A 24,773-nucleotide genomic window follows, 5' to 3' on the forward strand; every position below is an offset into this window, starting at 1 on the left:
ATGTCACTCCTTAGAGGTTATTACTTCTTCCTCTATTAATTATAGGTAAAATTATACAATAAAAGATGCACCAATAATGGTACATCTCTATGAAATATTATTTATTTACTCTTGACCGGATACTTCTCCCGATTCTTCACCATCTTCGCCAATGCCTCTTTCTTTAAATCAATCCCTAATTTATCAGCCAACTGAATTAGATAAATTAGTACATCGGCCATTTCCTCCTTTATATTTTGCATGTCTTTTTCTTTTGCTTCTTCACTTGATTTCCATTGGAAGTTTTCTAATAGCTCGCTTGCTTCCAATACAATGGAAATAGCTAAGTCTTTTTCATCATGGTATTGCTTCCAGTTTCGTTCGTCTCGGAATGCTAGTACATCTTTTATCAAGTCTTTCATTATTCTGTCTCCTATTCGTAGGGTGTTGACTCTTCGGCAACTTGATTGATTGGTTCGAAAAATTCGTTTTCTTTGTATTGTTTATTGCTTAGGTTATGTCTTTCTTTTAGGTATTTTGCTAATTCTGCATCAGTGCAATACACAAAGCAGCCTTTTTGTCCTCTTGTCATAAGTGTTCTATATGTATTGCGGATAATTTCATCTGCCAGTTTTTCTGCTTTTTCCGGCTCTTCTTTCAGCAGTTTTTTTAAGCCTTTTAACGATTGATCCGTTTTTGCCCGTGCTGTATGTTCTGTACGAATTATGTCATTTTCAACTTTTAAATCGTCGCCAATAATAACGCCGACATAATCAAATTCCAGCCCTTGGCATGTATGGATGCAGCCTGCTTCTTTTACGGACTGTTCATCAATTGCCCATGCTTCCGTATTGCCTAAATTCCAGCTTATTTTAAAATCATATTCTGGTATTTCAATATCGTAAATATTTGGATTATTTTTCCCCTCTTTAATCCAATTCCAGCAGTAGCCTGCGACCATTCTTGCTTTATTATTGACTTTATTAAGCTTTTCGATGTCTGCACGCAATTCATTCGGATTTTGATAGACACGGAAATCGTACTCACTTCCAATAAAATTACTGTTGGCTGTTTTGCGGATTTGCAGTACATCATCAAGCCATGCTAAATAGCCGTCGGAACCGTTGCAGCGGAATTGGGATTCTAGCTTCATTGTATGGATGTCCGCTCCTACTTTTTTGGCATACTTTTTTATTTCGCCAATTGTGCCAGAATCTTTTAGCGTTACTTTCTGCCTTTCATCTATAAAAAAATGGAAAACTTGCTTGCATAGATGATTTCTTTTGTTTGGTTTTCTCCTAGATTTTGAAACATGCCGGACTTTTCATTTAACCGATGGGCTTCATCTACAATCAGCACATCCAATTCGTTTTTCTCAGCCTTTATATAACTGCCAGATCCTTTAAATAAGTTGTCGATATGGCCTTTTCGGAAGTCTTTTTTTAATTTTTTTGCATATACATTTCTTGGTGCAGCATTTTTTGTTACATATTGGGACACCATATTTTGTCCCGTCATTTCTACCATTAAATTAATCGCAAGAACGGATTTTCCCGTACCAGGTCCTCCTTCTACAATCAATACTTGTTTTATGCCGGTGCGGATTGCTTCTTTTGCCAAAAACAGTGCTTCTTCATAAACAACTTTCTGCTCATCAATCATCACAAATTCTGGATTTCCCTTCAACATTTTGTTTAAAGAATCTTGCAGGGACTTGGATGGCCTTATTTTCCCTTTTTCTATTTTATAAAGATTTTCTTTATTATCACCAACTTGTATGTACCGTTTAATAAACTCTCGTAATTTTTTTGCTTCCCCTTTTTTAAAAACGGGAGCCTTCTCTACATAATAATTATAGATACTGTTTGTTAAAGGATCTTCTTGCCCTTGGTCAATATAATTATGCAGATAAGCGCATGGATAAAAATGCATCTTATGATTCTGGGCATTTTCATTATAATCTTCAATTAAAGCTGCGTAGGACCATGCTTGATAGGAAGGATGTGTCGTTTCTCTAATCCCCTTATTAATCAGGGTCTTCACAATCGCTTCTTTTCCTTGTACTGCCTCAACCTTCTTCCATTGCTTTAACTCCACAATAACGACAGAGTTCTGATCATCCTTCTTGCCGGATAAAAGAAAATCGACCCGTTTGGATGTATAGGGTATTCGAAATTCTATTGCTACACCGGCATCATTTGGAATTCCATCATCATGCAGTATTTTATACATATATAGCATCGAATTATCCCATGCCCGAACTTCCCGCTCATTTATTTTGCCAATCTTAGAATTATAGTTGGTGCAAATATTATTGACCAATTCATCATTATATACATCCTGTATAAATTCTGATTTTGTCGCTTCATAGACTATCATTATGTTCCTTCCTTTTGTTTGCCTTTGGTATATTTTTATCTAAAAAACATATTTTAAAAATTATACTTTTGCATATCTTTATACTTATTTTACCATCCAACTATTAAAGCTGATAAAGTAAATAAAAAGATTATTCACATTTTTTTAATATTCAGCATAAATTTATTTCTTTCCATCTGGTACAATAGTACTAAACGAAGAAAGGACAGATAATATTGATAGCGACAATGATACCACTTTTATTACTGTTAGCTTTTTCACTTCTACTTAAAGCCTCTTATCCAAAATTAAAAGGAATGGTTGGAGAAAGCAGGGTTAAAAAACTTCTTTCTAAATTAGATAAAGGTTCTTATAAGCTATGGAATGATCTATACATACCGAATAGCAAACAAAATACTTCTCAAGTAGACCATGTGCTATTGAGTGAAAATGGCTTATTTGTACTAGAAACAAAAAACTATGCGGGCTGGATTTTCGGGAATGAAAATAGTCGAAATTGGACACAAGTGATTTATAAACAAAAAGAAAAATTTTATAATCCCATATGGCAGAATCATGGACATATTCAAGCGTTAAAAGAATATCTTCAAGAAGAGCTCCCAAATGATTTCCCCATTTACTCGATTATTGTCTTCAGCAATGAAGCAACTTTAAAGAATGATGCTTCTTTTGAAAAAGCCATTGTCATTCAAAACAAACAGCTTCTTGCTACTATAAAAAAACTTTATTCTAATCCATATACCGGTCCTAGCCGAATAGACCATATAAGAGATAAATTAGCTTCACTAGAAATAACAAGCCTTAAAGAGAAAAAACAAACTGCTAAAAAACATGTCAAACAAATCAAATCCGATTTGAAGGACAATAAACAAAAAATAAAAAAGAATATCTGCCCATGCTGTGGAAGTAAGTTAGTGAAACGGAGAGGAAAAAATGGTTCGTTCACAGGCTGCAGCAGCTTTCCGAAATGTCGTTTTACAAAGACAGGTTAACAATTGATAAGAAAAAAAGTTAAACAAAAAGCACCAACCTATAAAGATTGATGCTCCTTACCTATCTATCTAGCAAAATGATGATTTCCAATAGTAACAGTAGCTTGACGTGTTGATACCCAATCACTTGTAGCTGTTTTTGGATTATAGAAGAATAACGAACCATTGCCTTTCCCGTCTAGAGCAATCGCTTCGTTTACAGCCTTTTTAGATATAGCATCAGCTGGCTTATTAATTTCCCCGTTTTGTACTGGAGTGAAAGCATAATAGCCATTTGATTTTTCATAGATTACGCCGCTGACTGTATTAGGAAATTGATCACTCTTTACACGGTTTAGTACGACAACCGCAACGGCAACCTTACCCGCATAAGGTTCACCAACAGCCTCTGCACGTACTAAACGTGCCATTAGATCTTTATCTGCTTCAGAGATTGTAGCATATGGCAGAATCATATTTTGACCTGTAATTAGTGGTTTACTATGGTTTACATTCATTAAGTCATTCATAGGAATACCAAATCCTTTTGCTACTTTCCAATACGTATCGCCAGATTGTATGGTGCGATTTGTGGCAGCATCAGCTTGATTTGTTAATGTAAATGCTGAAATAGATACCAGTATCCCAGCGGCTACTATTAGTTTTTTAAATTTTTTCATGTTGTGTGCCTCCTAGTAGTCGTTTCTCTACTAATAAGGCTATCAGATGTAACATTCCTAATCATTGCCCAAAAATTGGTAAACAAAAGATTATTATGATAAACATATGGTATGAAGGGCTTGATAGATTCATAGGAATTGTTATCCATATAATCAAATTACCCATTAAACTCCTCTTCTTGTTAAAAATGGATTTTATTTTACGGTATGTAAATATTGTATAACAAGGAGGATAAATGGACATATTTAGGGAAATAGATTTGTAGAAGAATAGAGAAGAAAAAACTTCATTCCAATAGTTTATATTTTTCTGAAAACTAACCTAGCAATGGCATAAATAAAAAAGGGTTAAAACAATCTAACCCCTTCTTTTGACTGCTTATTTAATTTGCCATTTCTTTAGGCAACACCACATAATCGAGTTCTTCCCCCATTAGAAGCTTTTTAATATTGGATACAGATAAGTCTCCTACTCTGTAGATGGATTCGTATGTCGCTCCTCCAATATGAGGGGTGGAAACTACATTTTCCATAATTGGCAATTCATTGGTTGGAGGCTCCATTTCGAATACATCTAAAGCAGCTCCTTTAATTTGATTCGTTTTTAATGCATCTATCAAATCTTCCTCCTTTATTAAAGGACCACGGGATACATTAATGATGAAGGCTGTTGGTTTCATCCTGCTCAATGCATCTTTGTTGATCAGATGTTTATTTTTTTCATTTAAAGAGGTGGCAATGATGATAAAATCGGATTCCTTGAATAATTCTTCTTTCTCCACAAAAACTGCCTTGTATTTTTCTGCTTCCTCATAATCTTTATGATTGGTGTAGACTATTGTTTCCATATCAAAGCCAATAGCACGTTTTGCAACAGCTTTGGCGATCGATCCAAATCCTATAATTCCAAGTTTCTTCTTATATATTTCATATCCCATGGATAATTCCCAATATCGGGATTTTAATTCTTTATCTTTTTGAGGAATATTTCTAGCTGCTGAAAGCATTAAGCCAAAAGCATGGTCGGCAGCTGATTGGGCATTCATGCCTGGTGCATTTGTGACAGGAATTCCCTTTTCAAAAGCATAATCGACATCAATATTGTCATAGCCTGCACCATGTTTGATAATGTATTTTAAATTTGGAGCTGCATCTATCACTTCTTTGTCGATTTTAACCACTGTGACAATAATAATATCTACATCTTTCACTTCATCTTTTAACTCTTTTTTATCGATGCCATTATCGGTATACAGTATTCTAACGTCCCCAATTTTCTTTAAATCTTCTATCAGTTTTGGATTTGCTTCATAAAAAGCGTCTCGCAGCATCAGCAAAATTTTCATAACTATCCTCCAAATCGAATATGACCTCATTTTAATCATTACTAAAATCGCACTAAAAATTCTTCTAATCTATCCATCCCTTTTTTGATTTCTTCCATGCTTGTAGAATAGGCGAATCGAATATGTCCTTCCCCTTGCTCTCCAAAAGCAGATCCTGGGACACAGGCAATGTTTACTTCTGTTAAAATTCGTTTTGCCATTTCCACAGAGGATAATCCTGTTTTCTTAAAAGATGGAAAAATATAAAATGCACCCGATGGATTCACACTTTCTGTTAAAGGCATCGCCTTTATTCGTTCCATCATAAATTTTCTCCGCTTATCAAATTCTTTGACCATCTGATTAACATCCTCTTGGCTGCCTTTATACGCTTCGACTGCGCCATATTGGGCAAAAGAAGTGGCGCTTGATGTATTGTATTGATGCATTTTCACTATAGGTTTCATCAATTCCACATGCCCTGCTGCATATCCTAAGCGCCAGCCATCCATTGCATATGCTTTGGAGAATCCATTAATGGTGACCGTTCTTTCAAACATGCCAGGCAATGAAGCCAGACTCACATGTTCTGAATCGTCGTAGATTAATTTTTCATAGATTTCATCTGAAATGACCAACAAATCATATTCTATAGCAATGGAAGCAATCTCTTCCAAAACATTTTTGGGCAAAACGGAACCTGTTGGATTATGAGGGGAATTAATAATCATCATTCTTGTTTTATTGGTTATGTTTTGCCTTAATATTTCAGGGTTCATTACAAAACCGTCTTCTGCATATAGCGGAATGGGTACAGGTATGCCTCCTGCTAACTTTACAATATATTGATATTCGAGCCACGATGGATCTTGAATCAACACTTCATCTCCAGGATTTATAAAAGCAAATACCGTATTAAATATGGCTTCTTTACAGCCTATCGATACAGCTACTTCATTTTCTGGATCTATTTTAATCTTGTTTTCTTGCCATAATTTTTGGGCTATTGCTTCCCTCAATTCCATAATCCCATTATTGGAAGTATAATGAACATGACCATTTTCTAAAGCAAGATTGGCTGCTTTTTTGATATGCTCAGGTGTGTCAAAGTCAGGTCTTCCAATTTCCATATGAATAATATCAGAACCAAGCTTCTCCATTCTTTTTGCTTCTTCAAAGATTTCGCGAATATTTGAAAAGGGAATACTGCTAATTCTTTCAGATGTAGTAAAAGACAAAATATTCAGTCTCCTTTATATAAATTTATCAAATCTTTTAATACTGCCGCTGCTGTTGCTCTAATATTGGATGCTCCTCCAGCTGCACAAATGCTGCCCATTTCTTCTGTATGAAAAATAATTCCTTTATTCGTTTCATCGACATAATAAAGCAAATGATCGCTGCTTAATTCCATCGGTGCTACCTTTACCTTCGCTCCATCCTTATCCTTGGTAATTTTGGCAATTAATTTAATCTTTTTATCCCGTTCTTTTGCATGCAGGATGTCTTTAATTGCTACATCATCAATGCCTGTTATTTCGGCATCTTTTATAGTCAATTCCTGATCGTAAATATTATTTGCTAGAATAATAGCTTTAGCTGCTGCATCAAACCCGCCAATATCCAAAGTTGAGTTTTTTTCTGCAATCCCCTGTGAAATAGCAATTTCTAATGCAGTTTCAAAAGAAATCGATTCATGATGCATTTTGGATAAAATAAAATTGGTCGTGCCATTTAAGATTCCCTCTATACTTTTTATAACCGTGCCATTTAAACTATTTTGTACAATATCAATAGTCGGCAAGGCTGCTGCTGTTGCTCCGCTGAACTTTAAAGAAACATGGTGAGAAGCTGCCAATGCATTGATTTCTTTCTGAGAGTTTACGAGTGCCCCTTTCGATACAAAAACAACATCTAAACCATTCTCGATGGCAGATTTGCTGTAAGCCAACCCAGACCCTCCAGTAAATATATCTGTTGGCGTGCTTTCGATTAACACATCTTGATCATTAATAGAAAAAGGAAGAAGCTCTAAATTTTTCATTTCACAATATTCTTCCAGCGCATTGGAGCCTGTTCCAAACTCCAGCAAAGACAGAAGATCGATTCCCCCTTTTTCATATACCATGCCGCGTGAACCAACAATAGAAGTAATCCTCCATTCCAAACCGTATTGATCGTTCAAAAAAGCCTCTTTTTCAAGAATAAGTTTCATTAGTTCTCTGCTTACATTTCCATAACCTGTTATGATAATATTTTTCATTTTGCTTAACCAACTTGTATTTTATTTAAAAATGAATTCAGCCGCGGCTGTTTTCCATGATAAAATACGTCCTCAGGTGTACCAACTTCGACTATGTGGCCTTTATCCATAAAAATGACCTTATCAGATACTTTTTCAGCAAACTTCATTTCATGTGTCACAACAACCATCGTCATGCCTTCTTCCGCTAAACTTGTCATTATTTTCAATACTTCTCCTACTAATTCTGGATCAAGTGCAGATGTCGCTTCATCAAACAGCATGACTTGCGGTTCCATCGCCAATGCTCTGGCAATTGCAATCCGCTGCTGCTGTCCCCCAGATAAATCCCTTGGAGAAGCATTTATTTTATCTATTAAACCTACTCGATCCAATAATTTTTTTGCTTTTTCTATGGCCTCCTGTTTATTTTCCTTTTTTACTTTTATTGGGCCTTCAATAATATTTTCCAGCACTGATTTATGTGACCATAAATTAAAATGCTGAAATACCATCCCCACTTGAGAACGATAGGAGCTGATTTTATTTTTAGAGGAATATGTTAATTTTTTCAGCTTATTTACTCGATAGCTGACTTCTTGATCTTCCAGAAAAATTTGGCCCTCATTGGGAACTTCCAATAAATTAATGCATCTTAAAAGAGTGCTTTTTCCTGAACCGCTGGGACCAATAATAGAGACAACTTCTCCTTTATTAATATCTAAATCAATTCCATGCAAGACCGTATTTTCACCATATTGTTTCGTAATTCCTTTTAGTTTCAAAATACTCATTTGAACATACTCCTCTCTGTTAAGCGCCATTCACTTTCACAATATCTAATTTCTTCTCTACCCAAGATTGAAAGATCATCAGCAACGATGTCATCAATAAATAAAATACTGCTGCAACCCCAAGCGTTTCCCATACAGTGTAAGTTGTTGAGAATAAGGAAGTCGCATTCATCATCAAATCTGGAACCGTAATAACAGAAACTTGTGCTGACTGTTTTAAGAAACTAGTAGCATTGCTGATATAAGGCGGAATAATAATTCTGATGGTTTGAGGAATTCGAATTCGCATCATAATTTGAACTGGAGTCATCCCAATTGCTTCTGCCGCTTCAATTTGCCCTTTTTTAACAGCTAACATGCCGGAACGAATATACTCAGCACTATACGCTGCATTATTGATGGTTAAAGCAATAATGGCTGCGTTAATGGATGAAAGCCGAATGTCGAATGGTGTAGCGTAATAAAAAATAAAGAGCAGAATCAATAACGGAATACCGCGGAAAATCCACGTATAAAGAAAAGAAATGGATGATAAAATCTTATTGTCTGATATTCTCATTAGACAAATGATAAAACCTAATAATGTGCCTAATATTAACGATATTAAAACAATAGAGAGGGTTACAGTCGCCCCTTGAAATAAGAGAGGGAGACCGTTTTTTATGATTTCAAAGTTCAATAGAAACATTCCTTTCCTTACAGATTGGCTAAGTGAAGTAATAAGAAGATAAATCCATGGAGCCAAAATCTCATCATTGCTTTCCTCTTATCTCAAAAGTAGAAGCACATGATAAGATTTTCACTCCGCTAGAAAAAACTTCACTATTATTCTAGAAAAAGTTTATTATTCAAATGTAATGCCAAAGTACTTCATCGCTAATTCATCATAAGTTCCGTCTTCTTTTAATTCTGCGATCGCTTTATTTACCGCTTCTTGCAATTCAGCATCGCCTTTTCGCAAAGCTATAACAATATGGCTTTCTTCTCCGCCATCTAAAGGTTTACCAGAAATCTCTATTTGATTGCCGTCAGGAGCATTTTTAATATATGCTGCTGCTGAGGCTTGCCCCAGCACCACTGTATCAATGCGCTCATTTATTAAATCGGCAATACTCTCTGTTGGACCTGGATATGTTTTTAATTCTTTAAAACCTCCGATATCGCGAACAATCGTTTCCCAGTTTGATCCAGCATTAACCCCTACTTTTAAGCCCTTGATTTCTGTTGGATCAGCTATTTCCAGCGAATCTTTTCTAACAACCGCTACCGCGCCATCCAATGCATATGGGTCAGAAAAATCAAGTGATTTCTTTCTTTCCTCTGTTACATGGATACTAGACATGACCATATCAAAACGCCCTTGGTTTAAACCTGGAATCAAGCCTGAAAAATCTCCTGTTTCAAATACTGGTTTTACACCCATTTGTTTCGCAATCGCTTTTGCCCATTCGATATCATATCCTGTTAATTTATTGTCATCTCCTAAATAAGTAAATGGACGATAATCCCCACTGGTCGCAATAACTAATTCTCCCTTGTCTTTAATTTTATCTAATGTGCTTTTTTCTTCTGAACTTGATTTAGAACTGCCGCAAGCCCCTAACAATAATGTCAAAAGGAATATAAAAGGGATGATTACTAATTTTTTCATTGTTTACTCTCCTTTATTGGAACAAATAGTTAATATCGTCTTCAGAAGCACATTCCCGCCTTTTTCAATTTCTTCCCAACTTGTGTATTCATCAGGATGATGACTTAAGCCATCCTTGCTTGGGACAAAAATCATGCCAGCATCTGTGATATATGTCATGGAATTCGCATCATGATTAGCCCCGCTTATCATATAGCGATAAGAATATCCCAGTTGTATACACGCCTCTTCAATCACTTGTTGAATCCTTTCATTTAAGCTGTTCGGTTTCTTTTCAACGATATCTACTATTGTTGTATTCTTAGTATTCTCTTTAATCCATGCTTGAATTTGCTGGACAACCTTTTGCATATCTTCCCACGTCTTGCCTCTTACCTCTACTAACATGCTTACATAACCTGGAACAACATTTGCTAGATTTGGTTTAATGGAAAACTCTCCAACTGTCGCCACCATTTCATTGCCATAATTTGCAGCTATTTCATTCACTACTTGGATAATTTTAGATGACTCTACTAACGCATCGCTTCGTAATGTCATTGGAGTTGTTCCAGAATGGCTTGGCTTTCCGAATACTTCCACTTTGAAGCGTTTAATTCCAGCAATCGACGTTACAATTCCAATATTTTTTTGGTTTTTTTCGAGAACTTCTCCTTGTTCTATATGCAATTCAACAAACCCTAAGTAATCTTCTTTTTTCATCTTTGCTTGTTGAAGTTCTTCTATTGTAAATCCAAATTGTTTCAATTCTTCTTCCTTTTCTTTTTGGAAATCTATCAAACCAGTAGCTGTTCTGCTCCCAAAAGTGCCCCCCAAAGGATTTGCTTCTTCCCCAGTAAAGCAAACCAGCTCAACTGGGGAATCTAATGCAATTTTAGATTCAATAATAGTTTCTAATGCTTCTAAACCAGTTAAGACTCCTAACGCTCCGTCATATAATCCTCCTTCTGGAACCGTATCAAGATGGGAACCTATCAATAATGCTGGTTTATCGCCATCACCTAAGCGAGCATAAATGTTGTCCGCAGAATCTCTTCGAATCTTTAGATTTAATTCCTGGCATTTCCCTATAAGCCATTCTTTTGCAGATTTTTCTTCCTCAGAGAATGCTAGTCTGGTATAACCTTTTGTTCCACTGTTGATTTTTGCTATCTCATCAAAAAAGGTTTTCATTCTATGAATGTTTATTTTAAGCCCAGTCGTATTAATAAACGGTCACTCCCTTTAAATAGTTAAACCATTCGTTCATATTTTCTTCCTGATCGATAGAATAAAACTTGCTCTTCAAAAGATCTAATTCTTTCTGATCAGGTATAATATTTAAATATTTTTGATTTAATTTTTCATCTGATAAAGGCTCTTTGAAACTTCCAGAAGCATCTTTTACCTCTCCTACAAGGCAGTTATTATTTATAAATTCAATTGTTACTCTAGCAGCCCTTTCTTCAGGCAGCCGAGCTGACATAAGCGGATCTTCCATTACTTGAATTTTATCTGAAATTTCTGTAATTTTAGAATAGACTAATGTCTCATCTGTAAAACTGCCATAAAGGTTCTCTCCCGATAAAATGACTGCCAAAACATATGGGATTGAAAATTTCGATGATAATATATTTTCTGGACATTGATTATCTAATCTTGCTGCTAAACCGTATGTCTCTACTGTTATATTTTTAATTTCGTTAGGATCAATTTCATTTTTTTCAAGAATTTGATATAAGGCATCAATCGCTGAATGGGTAAAACGGCAAGATGGATAATACTTAAAGAAGCTCTTTTCAATCATCGCTGGCTTCATAAGATCTTTTTGAAATAGCTCATCATTAAAATCCTTTAACATTAAATGATCCCAAGTAGCTTGAACTACTTTTAAGGAACTCTTAAAATTTGCTGTTTGAAATAAAACGGTTTTATAGGCAATCATCATGGCAATTCCAGTGTATAAATTCCTTACCGTATTGCCGCTTACAGCTGCTTCCCAAGCTGTTGCAATCGGAGTGGCAGCAGCCAACAAGGCAATTTCGATGATTTCTTCTTTTGTTTTTCCCTGCAGAATTCCACATGCTACAGCTCCGCCAATTATTCCCCATGTTCCATGGGGATGAAAACTATCATCCATATTTGCTGCATACGCATATCGAGAAGCTGCTTCATACCCAAGAATAAAAGCACGAATGAAATCTTTTCCATTTGCTTCATCAAGGATTGCCTTCACATAAAGCGGAGCAAAAATATGTGCAGCAGGATGGCCTTTTGCAAATTGATTTCCTTCATCATTTTCATTGGACACGACAGCTGTGCCGTGCAAAAGCAAATTATCTTCTAGAGATGTGTATAATGCAGTCCCAAGCACCGGAATGCAATAATGCTGGTCATACTGCGGGGAGGATACTTGCTTCATTAAATTTTGCATTTCTTTATTGTTCAAACCATCGATTGTCGCTAAGGCTGTATCTAAAATAATGGACTTTGTTCTTTCTATTGTTTCTGCTGAGAAATCCTCCCACTGATAATCCAAAATTTCTTCTAGCATTTCTACAAATCTATTTAGTGACAACGAGTTCCTCTCCTTTATAAGCAGAACCTTTCACAAAGTTGCCAAATCCAGGTTCCACTACAATTTTCTCTCCATCAAAAACTACTTCTCCTCTTATAATCGTTTGCGCCACTTTTCCTTTGCCTTCATATCCATCGAATGGAGATAATTTTGCATTGGAATGAAATTTTGTTTCATCTACTATGAATGTTTCTGTTGGATCAATTACGGTAAAATCAGCATCATAACCTTCCTTAATTTTCCCTTTCGAAGGAATGCTAAATACTTCAGCTGGATGTGTAGACATTAATTTAGCAAATTCTACTGGTGTAATTTTTTTCGTATTGACTGCACTATCAAACATTAATGGAACCATAACGTCCAAACCTGGCATTCCAGAAGTTGCTTTAAAGATATTATCATTTCCAATTTCTTTACTTTGGTATGGCCATGGAGCGTGATCAGAAGAAATTAAATTAATATGGTGAGCAGAAAGTTTTTCCCATAATCCTTGTACTTCCTCAGGAAGGCGTAACGGCGGATTATTTTTTGCTTTCGGTCCATATTTTTCTAATGCTGTTACATCTAACATTAAGTATGGATAACAAGTTTCTAATGTAACATTTACTCCTTGTGCTTTATAAAGTTGAATTAGTTCAATGGTTCTAGGATGACTTACATGGACAATATGCAGAGGAGACTTCGTAAAATAAGCAAATTCCAGAAGTTTTAACACGGCTGTTGTTTCAGAAATCGGCGGTCTTGTCTCCATATGTGCAGCGGGATAAACTTTTCCTTCTTCTTCATATTTTTCAATCAAGCCGTAGATGATTTCATCATTTTCTGCATGAAAGGCTGCTCGTATACCAAGTTCTCTTAATTGCTCCATTGCTTCCATGATTTCTAAATCTGGAATTCTTGGAAATCTGAATTCATCTGTTTCAAAAGTCGACATTTTAAATGCCATAGCTCCCGCCTCTGAAAGTGGTTTAATTTGATCTGTTCCATCTTTTTTAGAAATGGTAGCCCATAAACCAATATCAACAATTGCTTCTTCTTTTAATCTTTCTACTTTTTCTTTGAAGATTTCTACATTGTTGATTGGAGCTGGCCGGTCATACGGCATATCCATAAAAGTAGTTACTCCTCCAGCAGCTGCCGCACTGCTAGTAGGGATAAACCCTTCTTCTGTATTGCTGTAACAATGGACATGCACATCAATGATTCCTGGAAAAACAAATTTATCGGTAAAATCCAGAACTTCTTCTCCATCTATAGTTTTACTATCCATAACAATCTTTTCTATTTTTCCATTATTGACACCAACTGCTCCATTAATGACTCTATCTTCTAAAACAATATTCCCTTTAACTACCTTTTCGAATTTTTCCATTATGCTTCACCTCTTTAAATTAGTTATAAATATTTTTCAATATTACTGGCAGATTCTTTTAATTGATGAATTAAAAACTGGCTGTCAATATCTTTTATTCTTTCTGAAGGGAAAGCTACACTTAATGAAGTGATTAAACTGCCATTAAAATCAAAAATCGGTACACTGTAGGTACTTACACCCCAATCAATCTCACTTTCACTGTACGCATAGCCTTTTCTCCTAATATCCTCTAACTCTTTCAGCAGTTCTTCTCGGTCACAAATTGTATTTTCTGTATATCTCTCTACAACATTTAATTCATATAACTGATCAATAAATTTCTCATCCATATAAGCAAGCAAAACCTTGGATGATGCTCCACAATGAATTGGCACAATTGCTCCCTGTTTAGAAGATACATTAATTGGCTGCAAGGAAGAGATGGTATCCAGGCAAACTGCGTGGTAACCGGACCTGATGCTTAGAATGATTGTTTCTTTTGTTGCATCTCTTAAACGAATCATTTCCTCTCTTGTTACATGCAATAGATTAGTATCATCTCTTATTATTTTTGAAAAATACAAAATCTTATAGCCTAATTTGTACATGTCTTCCTTATCTTCACGTATATAGCCGCGGTTTTTTAAAACCTTTAAGTGTCTATACACAGAACTTTGAGGCTGATTAAGCTTTTCTGCCATTTCAGCAACGGAATAGGTTGTATGATCAAAATTGTATAATTCTAAAATATCTAGTGCTTTCTCTAGACTCAAGACATCCTTCCCTCCCTTACCAAATCACTAATTATCAATTATTGATAATTGATTATCATTTCTTAAATCCATAGTCTTAATTTACAGCACTAAAAATGATTTGTCTTACTTATAGTCAGATAATCTTACAGTGTTTTTTGAATTTTCAGTTTTAATTTACTTTTATGTCATTTTATTTAACATCCAAATGTACTATTAGAAAAATGCAAAAAGAATTTCCAAATTGCCGTTTTACAAAAAGCACTTAAATTTGAGTGAAAATAAAAATGAGTGAAATCCTTTAATAAAGGATTTCACTCACTCCACTCTCTCAAATTATCAATTAAAATTTGTTCTATCTCTTTTGCATCATCCAAATGAAAAATATGAGAAGACTTCTTTGCCCAATACAGTCTTTTCTCAGGAGCATCCAGCTTTTCAAAATAGTCTTGGATTAATTTTGGCATAATGTGCTTATCTTTTTTCCCGTGGATAAATAGGACGGGAATTTCTACTTTAGGAATTTCTATAGGGAAATTAAAATGATTTAGGTCATAAAGCATTTGTTCTGAATAAGCTAGTTTCATTCCTGTGATTAATGAATGATAGATGTCCTTTAAGGTGTAATCAGGAGATGTCAGCATCATTTGAAACATTTTGAAATAAGTGGGTGTCCCTTTATCTTTTGCATCATAGATCATCGATTTATATTTAAATAACCATTTTTGAAGGATGTTCCATTTCTTAAAACTTTTTAGATAAGGAGGTTCTCCAATCCTTGTCAATTCATTGATAGCTTTTTGATTATTCGTTTCTTTTGCTTTTTTCAGCAGCCATCGATAGCTTAGCTTGTCGTTTTCTCCCCAATTTGTAACTTGGGATAACGCGGTATAAGAATAGAATAAATCTGGATATTGGGAAATGAGGGGCAGTCCGATAATTGTGCCCCATGAATAGGCCATAATATGCAGTTTAGGCTGCTTAAAACGTTTTAATAAATAATCGGTTATTTCCTTGGCATCCCTGATAAATTGTTTAAGATGCATCGTTTCTTTTGGGATATCCTTTGAATAGGACTTTCCTGTGCCTCGCTGATCCCAATAGACAAGGGTAAAATGTTTAACTAGTCGTTTCGTGCAAGTAATTAACGTGTAATCGGCTCCTCGATTGGATATTCCGGGAATAGGCATGCTTGGTCCACCATGAAGAACGAACAGCATAGGGTTTTTGATGTCTTCTGTTTGAATAAGTATCGATTGCTTGATGCCGCCAATCTGGATTGTTTCGATAACATTCATGCCGTTTTTTGAAATAGTGAAATCTGCTTTTCTTGAAAAAAACTTCACACAAATCAACCTCTCTTTACCCGAAACTGTTCCTTCCATCTATACCGAAACTTTATTTTAAAAAAAGTATAGTTCTCTTCAACAACTCAATACTCTCTCAATCCTCACAATAATATCCAAAAACTCATTAAAATCGTTATAGACATACTCTTGGGAATGCGCGGTATTGTTTCTTAGTTCTTCTATCCTGTTAAAAAATTGTTTTGCTTCCCTTCTTGAATGAAGTTCTAATTTTTCCAATAAGTCAGGAGTTTTTTGGACAATCATGCCTTTATCTGAGAGCTGCAAACAGTCAATTAATCCTAGGCCTGCATTTTTTTCTTTTCTTATATGGAATAGGTTCATCGCTTCATTTATCCGATTAGCACTCAAACGATTTTTCCATTGTTCATTTGGGTAATAATCCATGATTAACTCAACTAAATTCATCTCCAAAATCGATATTAACCCAAATACCAGCATGCGAATCGGCTGCTTTTGCAAATCTGCAACAGTTATCAACTTATTGATTCGATTGCTTTCTAGTATGAAAACAGGATGCCTCTCTCTTAAAATTAACAGCAACTCTAGTAAAGAAGTGGATTCTGAAACAAGATCCTCCATTTGAAAGGTATGCATATAATGTGAAATCAACCCTTCATTCAATTCTGATTGAATAATATAACCAATGATTTTTCCATCAATCGCCACTCCATAATAGTCAAAATCAAGCTTTTCCATTTGAAATTTTATTGTTAATGCATCATCTTCTGGAGAACATGCTGATAATTCTTCTGCTATTAATCCTACCGTAAGATTATTGGAATAAATTTCTTGAAGTGTCTCAAGATTTTTCCTTATGCTTTTAATTGCCAAAATCAATTCTCCTCCATAACCTCTTTCGTTTCTGTGTGCTTTGCAAATATATATAAACTATTTTTTGTGAATTTATGATTTTTAGTCTTATTTTTCCCCTGATTTAAATTATCTACGTTCATTTTACCATCTCTTCTATGGTCACTGTTTTTTATTTTCTTGATTTAGAGTCAGCTCTAAGTTGCAGACTATCCTTAAATCGTGGTTATTTGTATTTTAAAAAAAGGCTGTTTTTTAAAAGATTGTTGTTTTTCGGATAGTTTCCATGAGTAAATCCATGGTTAAAACAGGTGGATTGGAGTGCAAGGTGCGAGACTCCTATGGGGTTAGCGGGACAGGTGAGACCCCGCAGGCGATGCGCCGAGGAGGCTCACCGCCCGCCCCACGGAAAGCGCGCATCCTAGAACGGAAATCCACCTACTCCTTTAAAAGCAACAAATTTTACAAGAACAGTCTTAAAAAATCACAAACTAAATATAAAAAGACTATTGACATATAAGTTTAAACGTATTATTATTATCTCATATTCAAGATACTTTAATTAAAAGTATTTGTGGAGGTGAAATAAATGAAGATAAAGTGCACGAATTTGCCTTATCTTGTTTTAATGCAAACATCTAAAGCATTACAAGAACATATGAAGTTAGAATTGGCAAAAAGCAAACTCAGCATTACTGAATTTTCCGTTTTAGAAGTACTTTGCCATATGGAAAAATCAACGATTCAACAAATAGGCAGCAAGATACTTATATCGAGTGGGTCTATGACATATGTTATTGATAAATTAGAGCAGAGAGGTTTATTAATTCGTAGCGCATGTCCTGATGACCGGAGAGTAATTCATGTTGCTTTAACAGATGATGGGAACAAATTGATGGACAATATCATGCCTAAACATCAGGAATTAGTTAATTACTTGCTAGGGTCTTTAAATAATGATGAAGCAGAGATGCTTGTTACGCTATTAAAGAAGATAAATAAAAGGGTAGAAAACTAATTTTTTTAAATATAATATCTTGATTTCGAGATAAAATAATAATATAGGAGGATTTTTTTATGATAGATTTTGGTTTATTGATCATTCGTTTAGTAATTGGTTTACTTTTCATCGGACACGGTGCGCAAAAATTATTTGGCTGGTTTGGCGGTTATGGATTAAAAGGCACTGGCGGCTGGTTTGATTCTATTGGCATGAAGCCTGGCGTAACTATGGCGCTTTTCGCTGGACTGGCAGAATTAATCGGAGGCATCCTTTTGGCTCTAGGGCTTTTTACTCCACTTGCAGGAATTATTATTGCAGGAACAATGATTATGGCTATTGTTAAGGTTCACGGTCCTAATGGTTTATGGGCGACATCTAATGGTTATGAATATAATTTGACATTACTTGCAGTTGCTATTGGGTTAGCTTTAATCGGTCCTGGAAAATATGCTTTAGATGCCTTTTTATTCTAAAATATCTCGAATTAAAAATAAAATAATAATATAGGAGGATTTTTTTATGATAGATTTTGGTTTATTAATCATTCGTTTAGTAATTGGTTTACTTTTCATCGGGCACGGTGCACAAAAATTATTTGGCTGGTTTGGCGGTTATGGAATTAAAGGCACTGGCGGCTGGTTTGATTCTATTGGCATGAAACCTGGTGTAACTATGGCTCTTTTCGCTGGACTGGCAGAATTAATCGGAGGCATCCTTTTGACTCTAGGACTTTTCACTCCACTTGCAGGGATTATCATTGCAGGAACAATGGTTATGGCTATTATTAAAGTTCACGGTCCTAATGGTTTATGGGCAACATCTAATGGGTACGAATATAACCTGACATTGCTTGCGGTTGCTATTGGGTTAGCTTTAATCGGTCCTGGAAAATATGCTTTAGATGCCTTTTTATTCTAAAATATCTCGAATTAGAGATTCTTAAATTAAAGTAAATATTATATAATAAGATTTTAATTTCCGAATTAGGAATAAAATAAGATAACATGTTCCTCTAAACAACGGAATTTCATAGGAAAAGGAGTGGACAAAATGAGCAAAAAAACATTGGGTATTCACCACATCACTGCAATCGTAGGCCACCCACAAGAGAATGTTGATTTTTACGCTGGTGTTTTAGGCTTGCGTTTGGTAAAACAAACAGTAAATTTTGATGATCCTGGTACGTATCACCTTTATTTTGGCAATGAAGGTGGAAAACCAGGAACCATCATCACATTTTTTCCATGGGCAAAAGCTCGACAAGGAATCATTGGCGATGGCCAAGTTGGAGTTACCTCTTATGTTGTTCCAAAAGATTCCATGGACTTTTGGAAAAAAAGACTAGAAAAATTTAATATTCCTTTTACTGTAATAGAACGCTTTGGAGAACAATATTTAGAATTTGATGACCCACATGGACTTCACTTAGAAATAGTGGAAAGAGAAGAAGGCGAAATCAATACATGGACGTTTGGAGAGGTAACATCGGAAGTTGCTATCAAAGGATTTGGCGGAGCTACTCTATTATCAACTCAGCCGGAGAAAACAGCTGAATTATTGGAAAAAGTAATGGGGCTGGAATTGGTCGGCAAAGAAGGAGATTTCACTCGTTATCGCTCTACAGCTGATATAGGAAATATTATTGATCTTAAATTAACTCCTATTGGACGCGGCCAAATGGGTGTAGGCACCGTTCATCATATTGCATGGCGAGCTGTTGATGACCAAGATCAATTGGATTGGCAAAAGTATGTGGCAGAGAGTGGCTATGGTGTCACCCCTGTTCAGGATAGAAACTACTTTAATGCTATTTACTTTAGAGAACATGGTGACATTCTATTTGAAATTGCAACAGATCCTCCAGGTTTTGCTCATGATGAATCAACAAAAACAATGGGTGAACAATTGATGCTGCCATCACAGTATGAACCCCATAGAGCAAAAATTGAAGGAAGCTTGCTGCCGTTTGCAGTAAGAGATCTAGACTGATTTTACAAATAGAATTATCCGAAACAATAGAAGCAGCATAACTCTTTCAGCAACGAGTTATGCTGCTTTCCTTTTATTTTTAAGATTTCCTCGGAAATAATCGACAAGAATAGACAAACTTTCAGTTAAGATAGAAACTTACTTGCAATAGCTCTACTCGCTCTTTATCCCCTCTCTTTTAACCATCCGAGATATTAATTAAATTCTGTCATCTTAGAATAGGGAAAAAATAAGTATTGTTGTTAATCTATAATAAAAAGAAGCCTTGTTTTTTGTCTTCTTCTAATTCAAATAGCATATTATACATGTTGACGATAAAGACAGCTTCAAAGTTCAGGTCGTTGCTGCTTTCTATTGTGCTTATTTTTATCCCCCTCCTTATTTTTTCCAATACCTGTTTTGATTGTGCATTTTCTATTACTCATATAAAAAGGCTGTTTTCTAAAGGATTATTGTTTTTCGGATATTTCCCATGAGCAACTCTATGGTTAAAACAGGTAGATTGGAGTGAAAGGTGCGAGACTCCTGTATGATTAGCGGGACAGGTGAGACCCCGCAAGGCCACAGCCTGAGGAGGCTCACCGCCCGCCCCACGGAAAGCGAGCATCCCTTCACTGCAATCAGCCTACTTCTTTAAATGCAACAAAGTTTACGAAAACAGACTATAAAAAACAAAAAAAATTTCCAAGTTATACAAAAAAAGCGAAACTATTTATCTACGGGAAACGTATATAAAAATGAAGCTTTATTTTAACAGTCCAACTATTAGTTAAAAAGAATAAAGAGCACCCAAAATATGGATACTCAAATAAACCATTTAATAAAGGTGGTAAATTTTAGTGATTATATGCACATCATTGATTTAAAGCTACATCTTCAAATAACTCTGCAACAAATAAGTAATCCACTTGCAATGTGAATTATGGCGGATATTTTCCAGCAGTCCTTTGACAATGGCTGGGCCAAATGTTGGTTCTTTTAGATGCTTTTTAAGCAGAATAAATGATTCTTGTACAATCGAATCATCTTTAAGCCCTTCTATCTTTTGATCAATGATTTCAAGGATTTTTTCCTTTTGTTCTTCTTCTGTTACCGGATGTTTGATATTTTGGTAAAGTTCTTCTGTCAAGAATGGGACAGCAGCATGTTTTGCCAGCAGGTCTGTTTTTTCTACAAGAGATTTCGCTAGCTGATGCAAATCAAACGGAACTTGAGAGAAAAGAAAAAGATGAGAATAAGTATTCATAAATCCTTTAATGCTATACATAATATCCAATTTAGCAGGTAAATTCTCACCATATATTCTTTCAATCATGGATAGGATGATTTTTTCCAATTCACTGTCATAATAATGAATTTTTAAGATAAACTCTTCATTAAATGAATGAGTCTGCTCTTTAATAAAAGTTTTCGCAAAATCAGAGTACTTATAGAAGGAAGAAAAATTACCATAATAAAATTTATACAGTACTTCATTCGTTTTTTCCGTATCTCTGACTATGCAGTCAAGTTCAGAAGTGATCTGCATCATAAAATGATCTATTAAGGATAAAATCAATTCATCCTTTGACTTAAATGATAAGTAGAAGGCACCTTTTGAAATACCGCATTGTTCGGTAATCTGCTGAACAGATGTTGCTTCAAAACCTTGCATCGCAAAAAGCTCCAATGCTTTTTCCATTATTAATTGTTTTTTCATCATTTTATTTCTTCACTCCTAGAACATGGTTGTTGACAAATGACCGGTTAGTCATTATTATAAAAAAATAAGCTTAGCAAGTCAATTAAAGGAAGGTGTATTAGTTGAAAGGTGTAGTAAATTTTGTTCTCGGTAACAAACTGGCAGTATGGCTTCTTACCATCATCATTACTGTATCAGGCATTTATTCAGGCACTCGTATGAACATGGAGACAATCCCTGATATTTCAATTCCCTATCTTACAGTAACGGGAGTATATCCTGGTGAAACTCCAGAAAAGGTAATGGATGATATATCCATGCCTATTGAAAAAGCAGTAGAAGGTCTTGAAAATGTAAAAGCCGTCTACTCTAATTCGTATTCTAACATGTCGAATGTTCAAGTGGAATACGAATATGGTATAGATATGGACGAAGCAAAACGCGAATTAAAATCTGCCATTGAGTCAGTAGAACTGCCAGATGGTGTAGAGACTCCAACGGTTTCTGCAATTAGCATGAACATGATGCCAGTTGTTGCATTAAGTGCAAGCAGCTCTAAAGAAGATATTGTAGAGTTAACTTCAACAGTAGAAGATATCTTGCTTCCAAAAATCGAAAAAATCGATGGAGTAGCATCTGCAACCATTACTGGCCAGCATGTGGAAGAAGTAGATCTTACTTATAACAAAGAAAAAATGACTGAACTTGATTTAACAGAAGATAAAGTCAAAGAAATGATTCAAGCAAGTGATATGCAAGTTTCATTAGGTCTTTATGAGTTCGATGAAGGGGAAGAAGCAGTTTCCATTGATGGCAAATTTATGACCGCCAATGAATTAAAAGATATGCTTATCCCAGTTACGCCAACAGCGGAGAATCCATCTCCATTTGTGAAACTTAGCGATATCGCAAAAATTGAAGTTATTGGTAAAGTGCAATCTGTTTCCCGCACAAATGGAAAAGATGCCATTGCCATTCAAATTGTCAAAAGTCAACAAGCAAATACAGTTGATGTCGTAAATGCTGTAAAAGATTTAGTCAAAGATGAAACGAAAAAAATTGATGGTCTAGATATCAACATAACAGTTGACCAAGGGAAACCAATTGAAGAATCTGTCTTCACAATGATTGAAAAGGCAGTATTTGGTGGTTTAATTGCCGTATTGATTATCCTATTATTCTTACGCGACTTTAAATCCACGATTATTTCCATTATTTCCATTCCAGTATCTATTTTTATGGCTTTGCTTCTATTAAACTGGATGGATATTACGTTAAATATTATGACACTTGGTGCGATTACAGTTGCGATTGGCCGGGTTATCGATGACTCTATCGTTGTTGTAGAAAATATTTATCGTCGTTTACATTTAAAAGATGAAAAATTAACAGGCCGTGCCCTTGTTCGCGCGGCAACAATAGAAATGTTTAAACCAATTCTATCATCCACATTAGTAACTGTTGCAGTATTTGCGCCGCTTATCTTTGTTGGCGGAATGGTCGGTGAATTATTTACTCCATTCGCATTAACGATGACATTTGCTCTTGGTGCTTCCCTGCTTGTAGCTATTACAGTAGTGCCTGCTTTATCCCACTTCTTATTTAAGAAAAAATTGTACAGTGAAAAAACAGAAAGCAGCCATAAAGAAGTCGGCAAATTATCATTATGGTACAAAGGCATTCTTGAAAAAGCTCTTAACCATAAAATCATCACTTCCATTATTGCCGTTGTTTTATTAGTAGGAAGTTTAGCATTAACACCATTAATCGGCTTCAGCTTTATGGGCAGCGAAGAAGAAAAAACAATGTATCTAACTTACACGCCAGCAGCTGGTGAATTAAAAGAAGATACATTAAAAAATATTAAAGTAGTCGAAGATAAAATGCTTGAGCGCGACGATATTGACATTGTTCAATTATCCGTAAATGATGAAGCAAATGAGATGTCAGCAATGATGGGCGGAGGTTCTGGCGGAGGCCTAATGTATCTAATCTTTGACCCAGACATGAAAGACTTCCCTGAAGTTCGCGATAAAATTGAAGATTATGTGAAGAACATTGGCCAATCCGGAGAATGGAAAAGTCAAAACTTCACGTCTATGTCAGGATCTACAAATGAAATCAGCTACACATTATACAGTGAAGATTTAGATAAACTAAATGAATCTGTTAAAAAAGTCGAAAAAATTATGAAAGATAACGATGGTTTAAAAGATGTTTCATCAAGTGCTGAAGATGCATACGTGCAATATACATTTAATGTAGAACAAGATGAGTTATTGCAATATGGTTTAACAACAGGCCAACTTGTCATGCTGCTCAATCCATCCTCTACAAAAGATGTCTTAACAACTGTTGAAAAAGATGGAAATTCTTTAGATGTCATTGTACAGCAAGAAAAAGCAAAACAGCCTAAATCAATTGATGAAATGTTGGATACAGAAATAACTACTGCACAAGGCAAAATGCCTCTTTCTGATCTTGTAGAAGTAGATAAAGGTACAACGCTAAATACCCTTTCACGCAGTAAAGGAGAATATTATGCATCTGTATCAGGTACTATTAAAGACGATGATATTTCGAAAGTAACAGCTGAAGTAGACAAAAAAGTGGATAAATTAGAACTGCCAAAAGGTGTTTCAACAGAAGTTGCAGGTGTATCTGCAGATATGAATGAAACATTTACACAACTTGGGGTAGCAATGCTTGCAGCAATCGCAATCGTATACTTCATCCTTGTGGTTACATTCCGTGAAGGTGTCGCACCATTTGCAATTCTATTCTCTCTTCCATTTGCAGTAATTGGTTCATTTGTTGGTCTATTAATTGCAGGTGAAACCATTTCAGTATCTGTTATGATGGGTCTATTAATGTTGATTGGTATTGTTGTAACAAATGCAATTGTACTCGTTGACAGGATTATTCATATGGAACGCGACGGCATGAATATGCGTGCTGCTGTTCTTGAAGCCGGTGCAACTCGTCTTCGTCCAATCCTAATGACAGCAATCGCAACTGTCGGTGCATTAATCCCATTAGCCGTTGGATCAGGAGGCGGCGGGTTAATATCTAAAGGTTTAGCTGTTACCGTAATCGGCGGGTTAATAAGTTCTACACTATTAACACTAGTAGTTGTTCCAATCGTTTACGAAGTGCTATCAAAACTATTTAGAAAAAACCGTAAAGAAGTTCAAGAGAATTAACCATTTGAGCCTTGCAAGAATCACTTGCAAGGC

The 24,773-nt window shown here is 35.4% G+C and carries 21 protein-coding genes and 1 pseudogene; 6 read left to right on the top strand and 16 right to left on the bottom strand.

Annotated elements, in window-relative coordinates; all coding sequences use genetic code 11:
- Positions 1-101: 101 nt before the first annotated feature.
- Together CWS01_RS05790 and CWS01_RS05795 are read right to left on the bottom strand one after the other, a co-directional pair.
- Positions 102-401, bottom strand: coding sequence for a nucleotide pyrophosphohydrolase (locus tag CWS01_RS05790; protein ID WP_101176236.1), 300 nt, complete (start codon positions 399-401; stop codon positions 102-104).
- A gap of 11 nt (positions 402-412) precedes the next feature.
- Positions 413-2,358 (bottom strand): annotated as a pseudogene (locus CWS01_RS05795) (DNA/RNA helicase domain-containing protein).
- 215 nt (positions 2,359-2,573) lie between these two features.
- Between CWS01_RS05795 and CWS01_RS22875 the strand changes: the two are divergent.
- Positions 2,574-3,350 carry an NERD domain-containing protein gene (locus tag CWS01_RS22875; RefSeq protein WP_101176237.1) on the top strand — a complete coding sequence of 259 codons (777 nt, stop codon included), beginning with the start codon at positions 2,574-2,576 and terminating at the stop codon, positions 3,348-3,350.
- A gap of 65 nt (positions 3,351-3,415) precedes the next feature.
- On the opposite strand, the gene CWS01_RS05805 is transcribed toward CWS01_RS22875, so the two are convergent.
- From CWS01_RS05805 to CWS01_RS05865, 13 genes are all read right to left on the bottom strand, one after another.
- The gene (locus CWS01_RS05805; RefSeq protein ID WP_101176238.1) at positions 3,416-4,009 is read right to left on the bottom strand and encodes a cell wall hydrolase; all 594 of its coding nucleotides are present in this window, start codon (positions 4,007-4,009) and stop codon (positions 3,416-3,418) included.
- A 383-nt stretch (positions 4,010-4,392) separates the two neighbouring features.
- The gene (locus CWS01_RS05810; RefSeq protein ID WP_101176239.1) at positions 4,393-5,355 is read right to left on the bottom strand and encodes a phosphoglycerate dehydrogenase; all 963 of its coding nucleotides are present in this window, start codon (positions 5,353-5,355) and stop codon (positions 4,393-4,395) included.
- A gap of 41 nt (positions 5,356-5,396) precedes the next feature.
- Positions 5,397-6,572: a pyridoxal phosphate-dependent aminotransferase gene (locus CWS01_RS05815; protein WP_101176240.1), complete on the bottom strand. Its 1,176-nt coding sequence runs from the start codon at positions 6,570-6,572 to the stop codon at positions 5,397-5,399.
- A gap of 5 nt (positions 6,573-6,577) precedes the next feature.
- Positions 6,578-7,597 (bottom strand): homoserine dehydrogenase, encoded by a 1,020-nt coding sequence (locus CWS01_RS05820; RefSeq protein ID WP_193603753.1) that lies wholly within the window; start codon positions 7,595-7,597, stop codon positions 6,578-6,580.
- Between the two features lie 5 nt (positions 7,598-7,602).
- Positions 7,603-8,364, bottom strand: a complete 762-nt coding sequence (locus CWS01_RS05825; RefSeq protein ID WP_168714361.1) for an amino acid ABC transporter ATP-binding protein — start codon at positions 8,362-8,364, stop codon at positions 7,603-7,605.
- 25 nt (positions 8,365-8,389) lie between these two features.
- Positions 8,390-9,049, bottom strand: coding sequence for an amino acid ABC transporter permease (locus CWS01_RS05830; protein ID WP_157827569.1), 660 nt, complete (start codon positions 9,047-9,049; stop codon positions 8,390-8,392).
- Positions 9,050-9,214: 165 nt separating this feature from the next.
- Complete coding sequence (locus tag CWS01_RS05835; RefSeq protein WP_101176243.1) at positions 9,215-10,021, bottom strand: substrate-binding periplasmic protein; 807 nt, start codon at positions 10,019-10,021, stop codon at positions 9,215-9,217.
- Between the two features lie 3 nt (positions 10,022-10,024).
- Positions 10,025-11,230 (bottom strand): M20 family metallo-hydrolase, encoded by a 1,206-nt coding sequence (locus CWS01_RS05840; RefSeq protein ID WP_328588899.1) that lies wholly within the window; start codon positions 11,228-11,230, stop codon positions 10,025-10,027.
- Complete coding sequence (locus tag CWS01_RS05845) at positions 11,226-12,578, bottom strand: MmgE/PrpD family protein (protein ID WP_101176245.1); 1,353 nt, start codon at positions 12,576-12,578, stop codon at positions 11,226-11,228. Before CWS01_RS05845 ends, CWS01_RS05840 begins: the two co-directional genes overlap by 5 nt.
- Positions 12,565-13,950, bottom strand: coding sequence for a dihydroorotase (locus CWS01_RS05850; RefSeq protein ID WP_101176246.1), 1,386 nt, complete (start codon positions 13,948-13,950; stop codon positions 12,565-12,567). The genes CWS01_RS05845 and CWS01_RS05850 overlap by 14 nt, the downstream gene beginning before the upstream one ends.
- A gap of 23 nt (positions 13,951-13,973) precedes the next feature.
- Positions 13,974-14,705: an IclR family transcriptional regulator gene (locus CWS01_RS05855; RefSeq protein WP_101176247.1), complete on the bottom strand. Its 732-nt coding sequence runs from the start codon at positions 14,703-14,705 to the stop codon at positions 13,974-13,976.
- Between the two features lie 293 nt (positions 14,706-14,998).
- A complete protein-coding gene (locus CWS01_RS05860; RefSeq protein ID WP_101176248.1) occupies positions 14,999-16,030 on the bottom strand; it encodes an alpha/beta fold hydrolase in 1,032 nt (343 codons plus the stop codon).
- Between the two features lie 78 nt (positions 16,031-16,108).
- Entirely contained in the window at positions 16,109-16,885 is a 777-nt protein-coding gene (locus tag CWS01_RS05865) for a hypothetical protein (protein WP_101176249.1), read from the bottom strand.
- Positions 16,886-17,453: 568 nt separating this feature from the next.
- Between CWS01_RS05865 and CWS01_RS05870 the strand changes: the two genes are divergently transcribed.
- The 4 genes from CWS01_RS05870 to CWS01_RS05885 all read left to right on the top strand — a co-directional run bounded on the left by CWS01_RS05870 (position 17,454) and on the right by CWS01_RS05885 (position 19,856).
- Positions 17,454-17,882 (top strand): MarR family winged helix-turn-helix transcriptional regulator, encoded by a 429-nt coding sequence (locus CWS01_RS05870; RefSeq protein ID WP_101176250.1) that lies wholly within the window; start codon positions 17,454-17,456, stop codon positions 17,880-17,882.
- A gap of 59 nt (positions 17,883-17,941) precedes the next feature.
- A complete protein-coding gene (locus tag CWS01_RS05875) occupies positions 17,942-18,340 on the top strand; it encodes a DoxX family protein (protein WP_101176251.1) in 399 nt (132 codons plus the stop codon).
- A gap of 46 nt (positions 18,341-18,386) precedes the next feature.
- A complete protein-coding gene (locus tag CWS01_RS05880; RefSeq protein ID WP_101176252.1) occupies positions 18,387-18,785 on the top strand; it encodes a DoxX family protein in 399 nt (132 codons plus the stop codon).
- Positions 18,786-18,917: 132 nt separating this feature from the next.
- Positions 18,918-19,856: a ring-cleaving dioxygenase gene (locus CWS01_RS05885; protein WP_101176253.1), complete on the top strand. Its 939-nt coding sequence runs from the start codon at positions 18,918-18,920 to the stop codon at positions 19,854-19,856.
- 868 nt (positions 19,857-20,724) lie between these two features.
- On the opposite strand, the gene CWS01_RS05890 is transcribed toward CWS01_RS05885, so the two are convergent.
- Entirely contained in the window at positions 20,725-21,558 is an 834-nt protein-coding gene (locus CWS01_RS05890; RefSeq protein WP_101176254.1) for a TetR/AcrR family transcriptional regulator, read from the bottom strand.
- A 101-nt stretch (positions 21,559-21,659) separates the two neighbouring features.
- Between CWS01_RS05890 and CWS01_RS05895 the strand changes: the two genes are divergently transcribed.
- The gene (locus CWS01_RS05895) at positions 21,660-24,740 is read left to right on the top strand and encodes an efflux RND transporter permease subunit (RefSeq protein ID WP_101176255.1); all 3,081 of its coding nucleotides are present in this window, start codon (positions 21,660-21,662) and stop codon (positions 24,738-24,740) included.
- Positions 24,741-24,773: the final 33 nt, after the last annotated feature.

Origin of the sequence: Niallia nealsonii (genome assembly GCF_002835805.1) — a bacterium.
Lineage (GTDB): Bacteria > Bacillota > Bacilli > Bacillales > Cytobacillaceae > Niallia > Niallia nealsonii.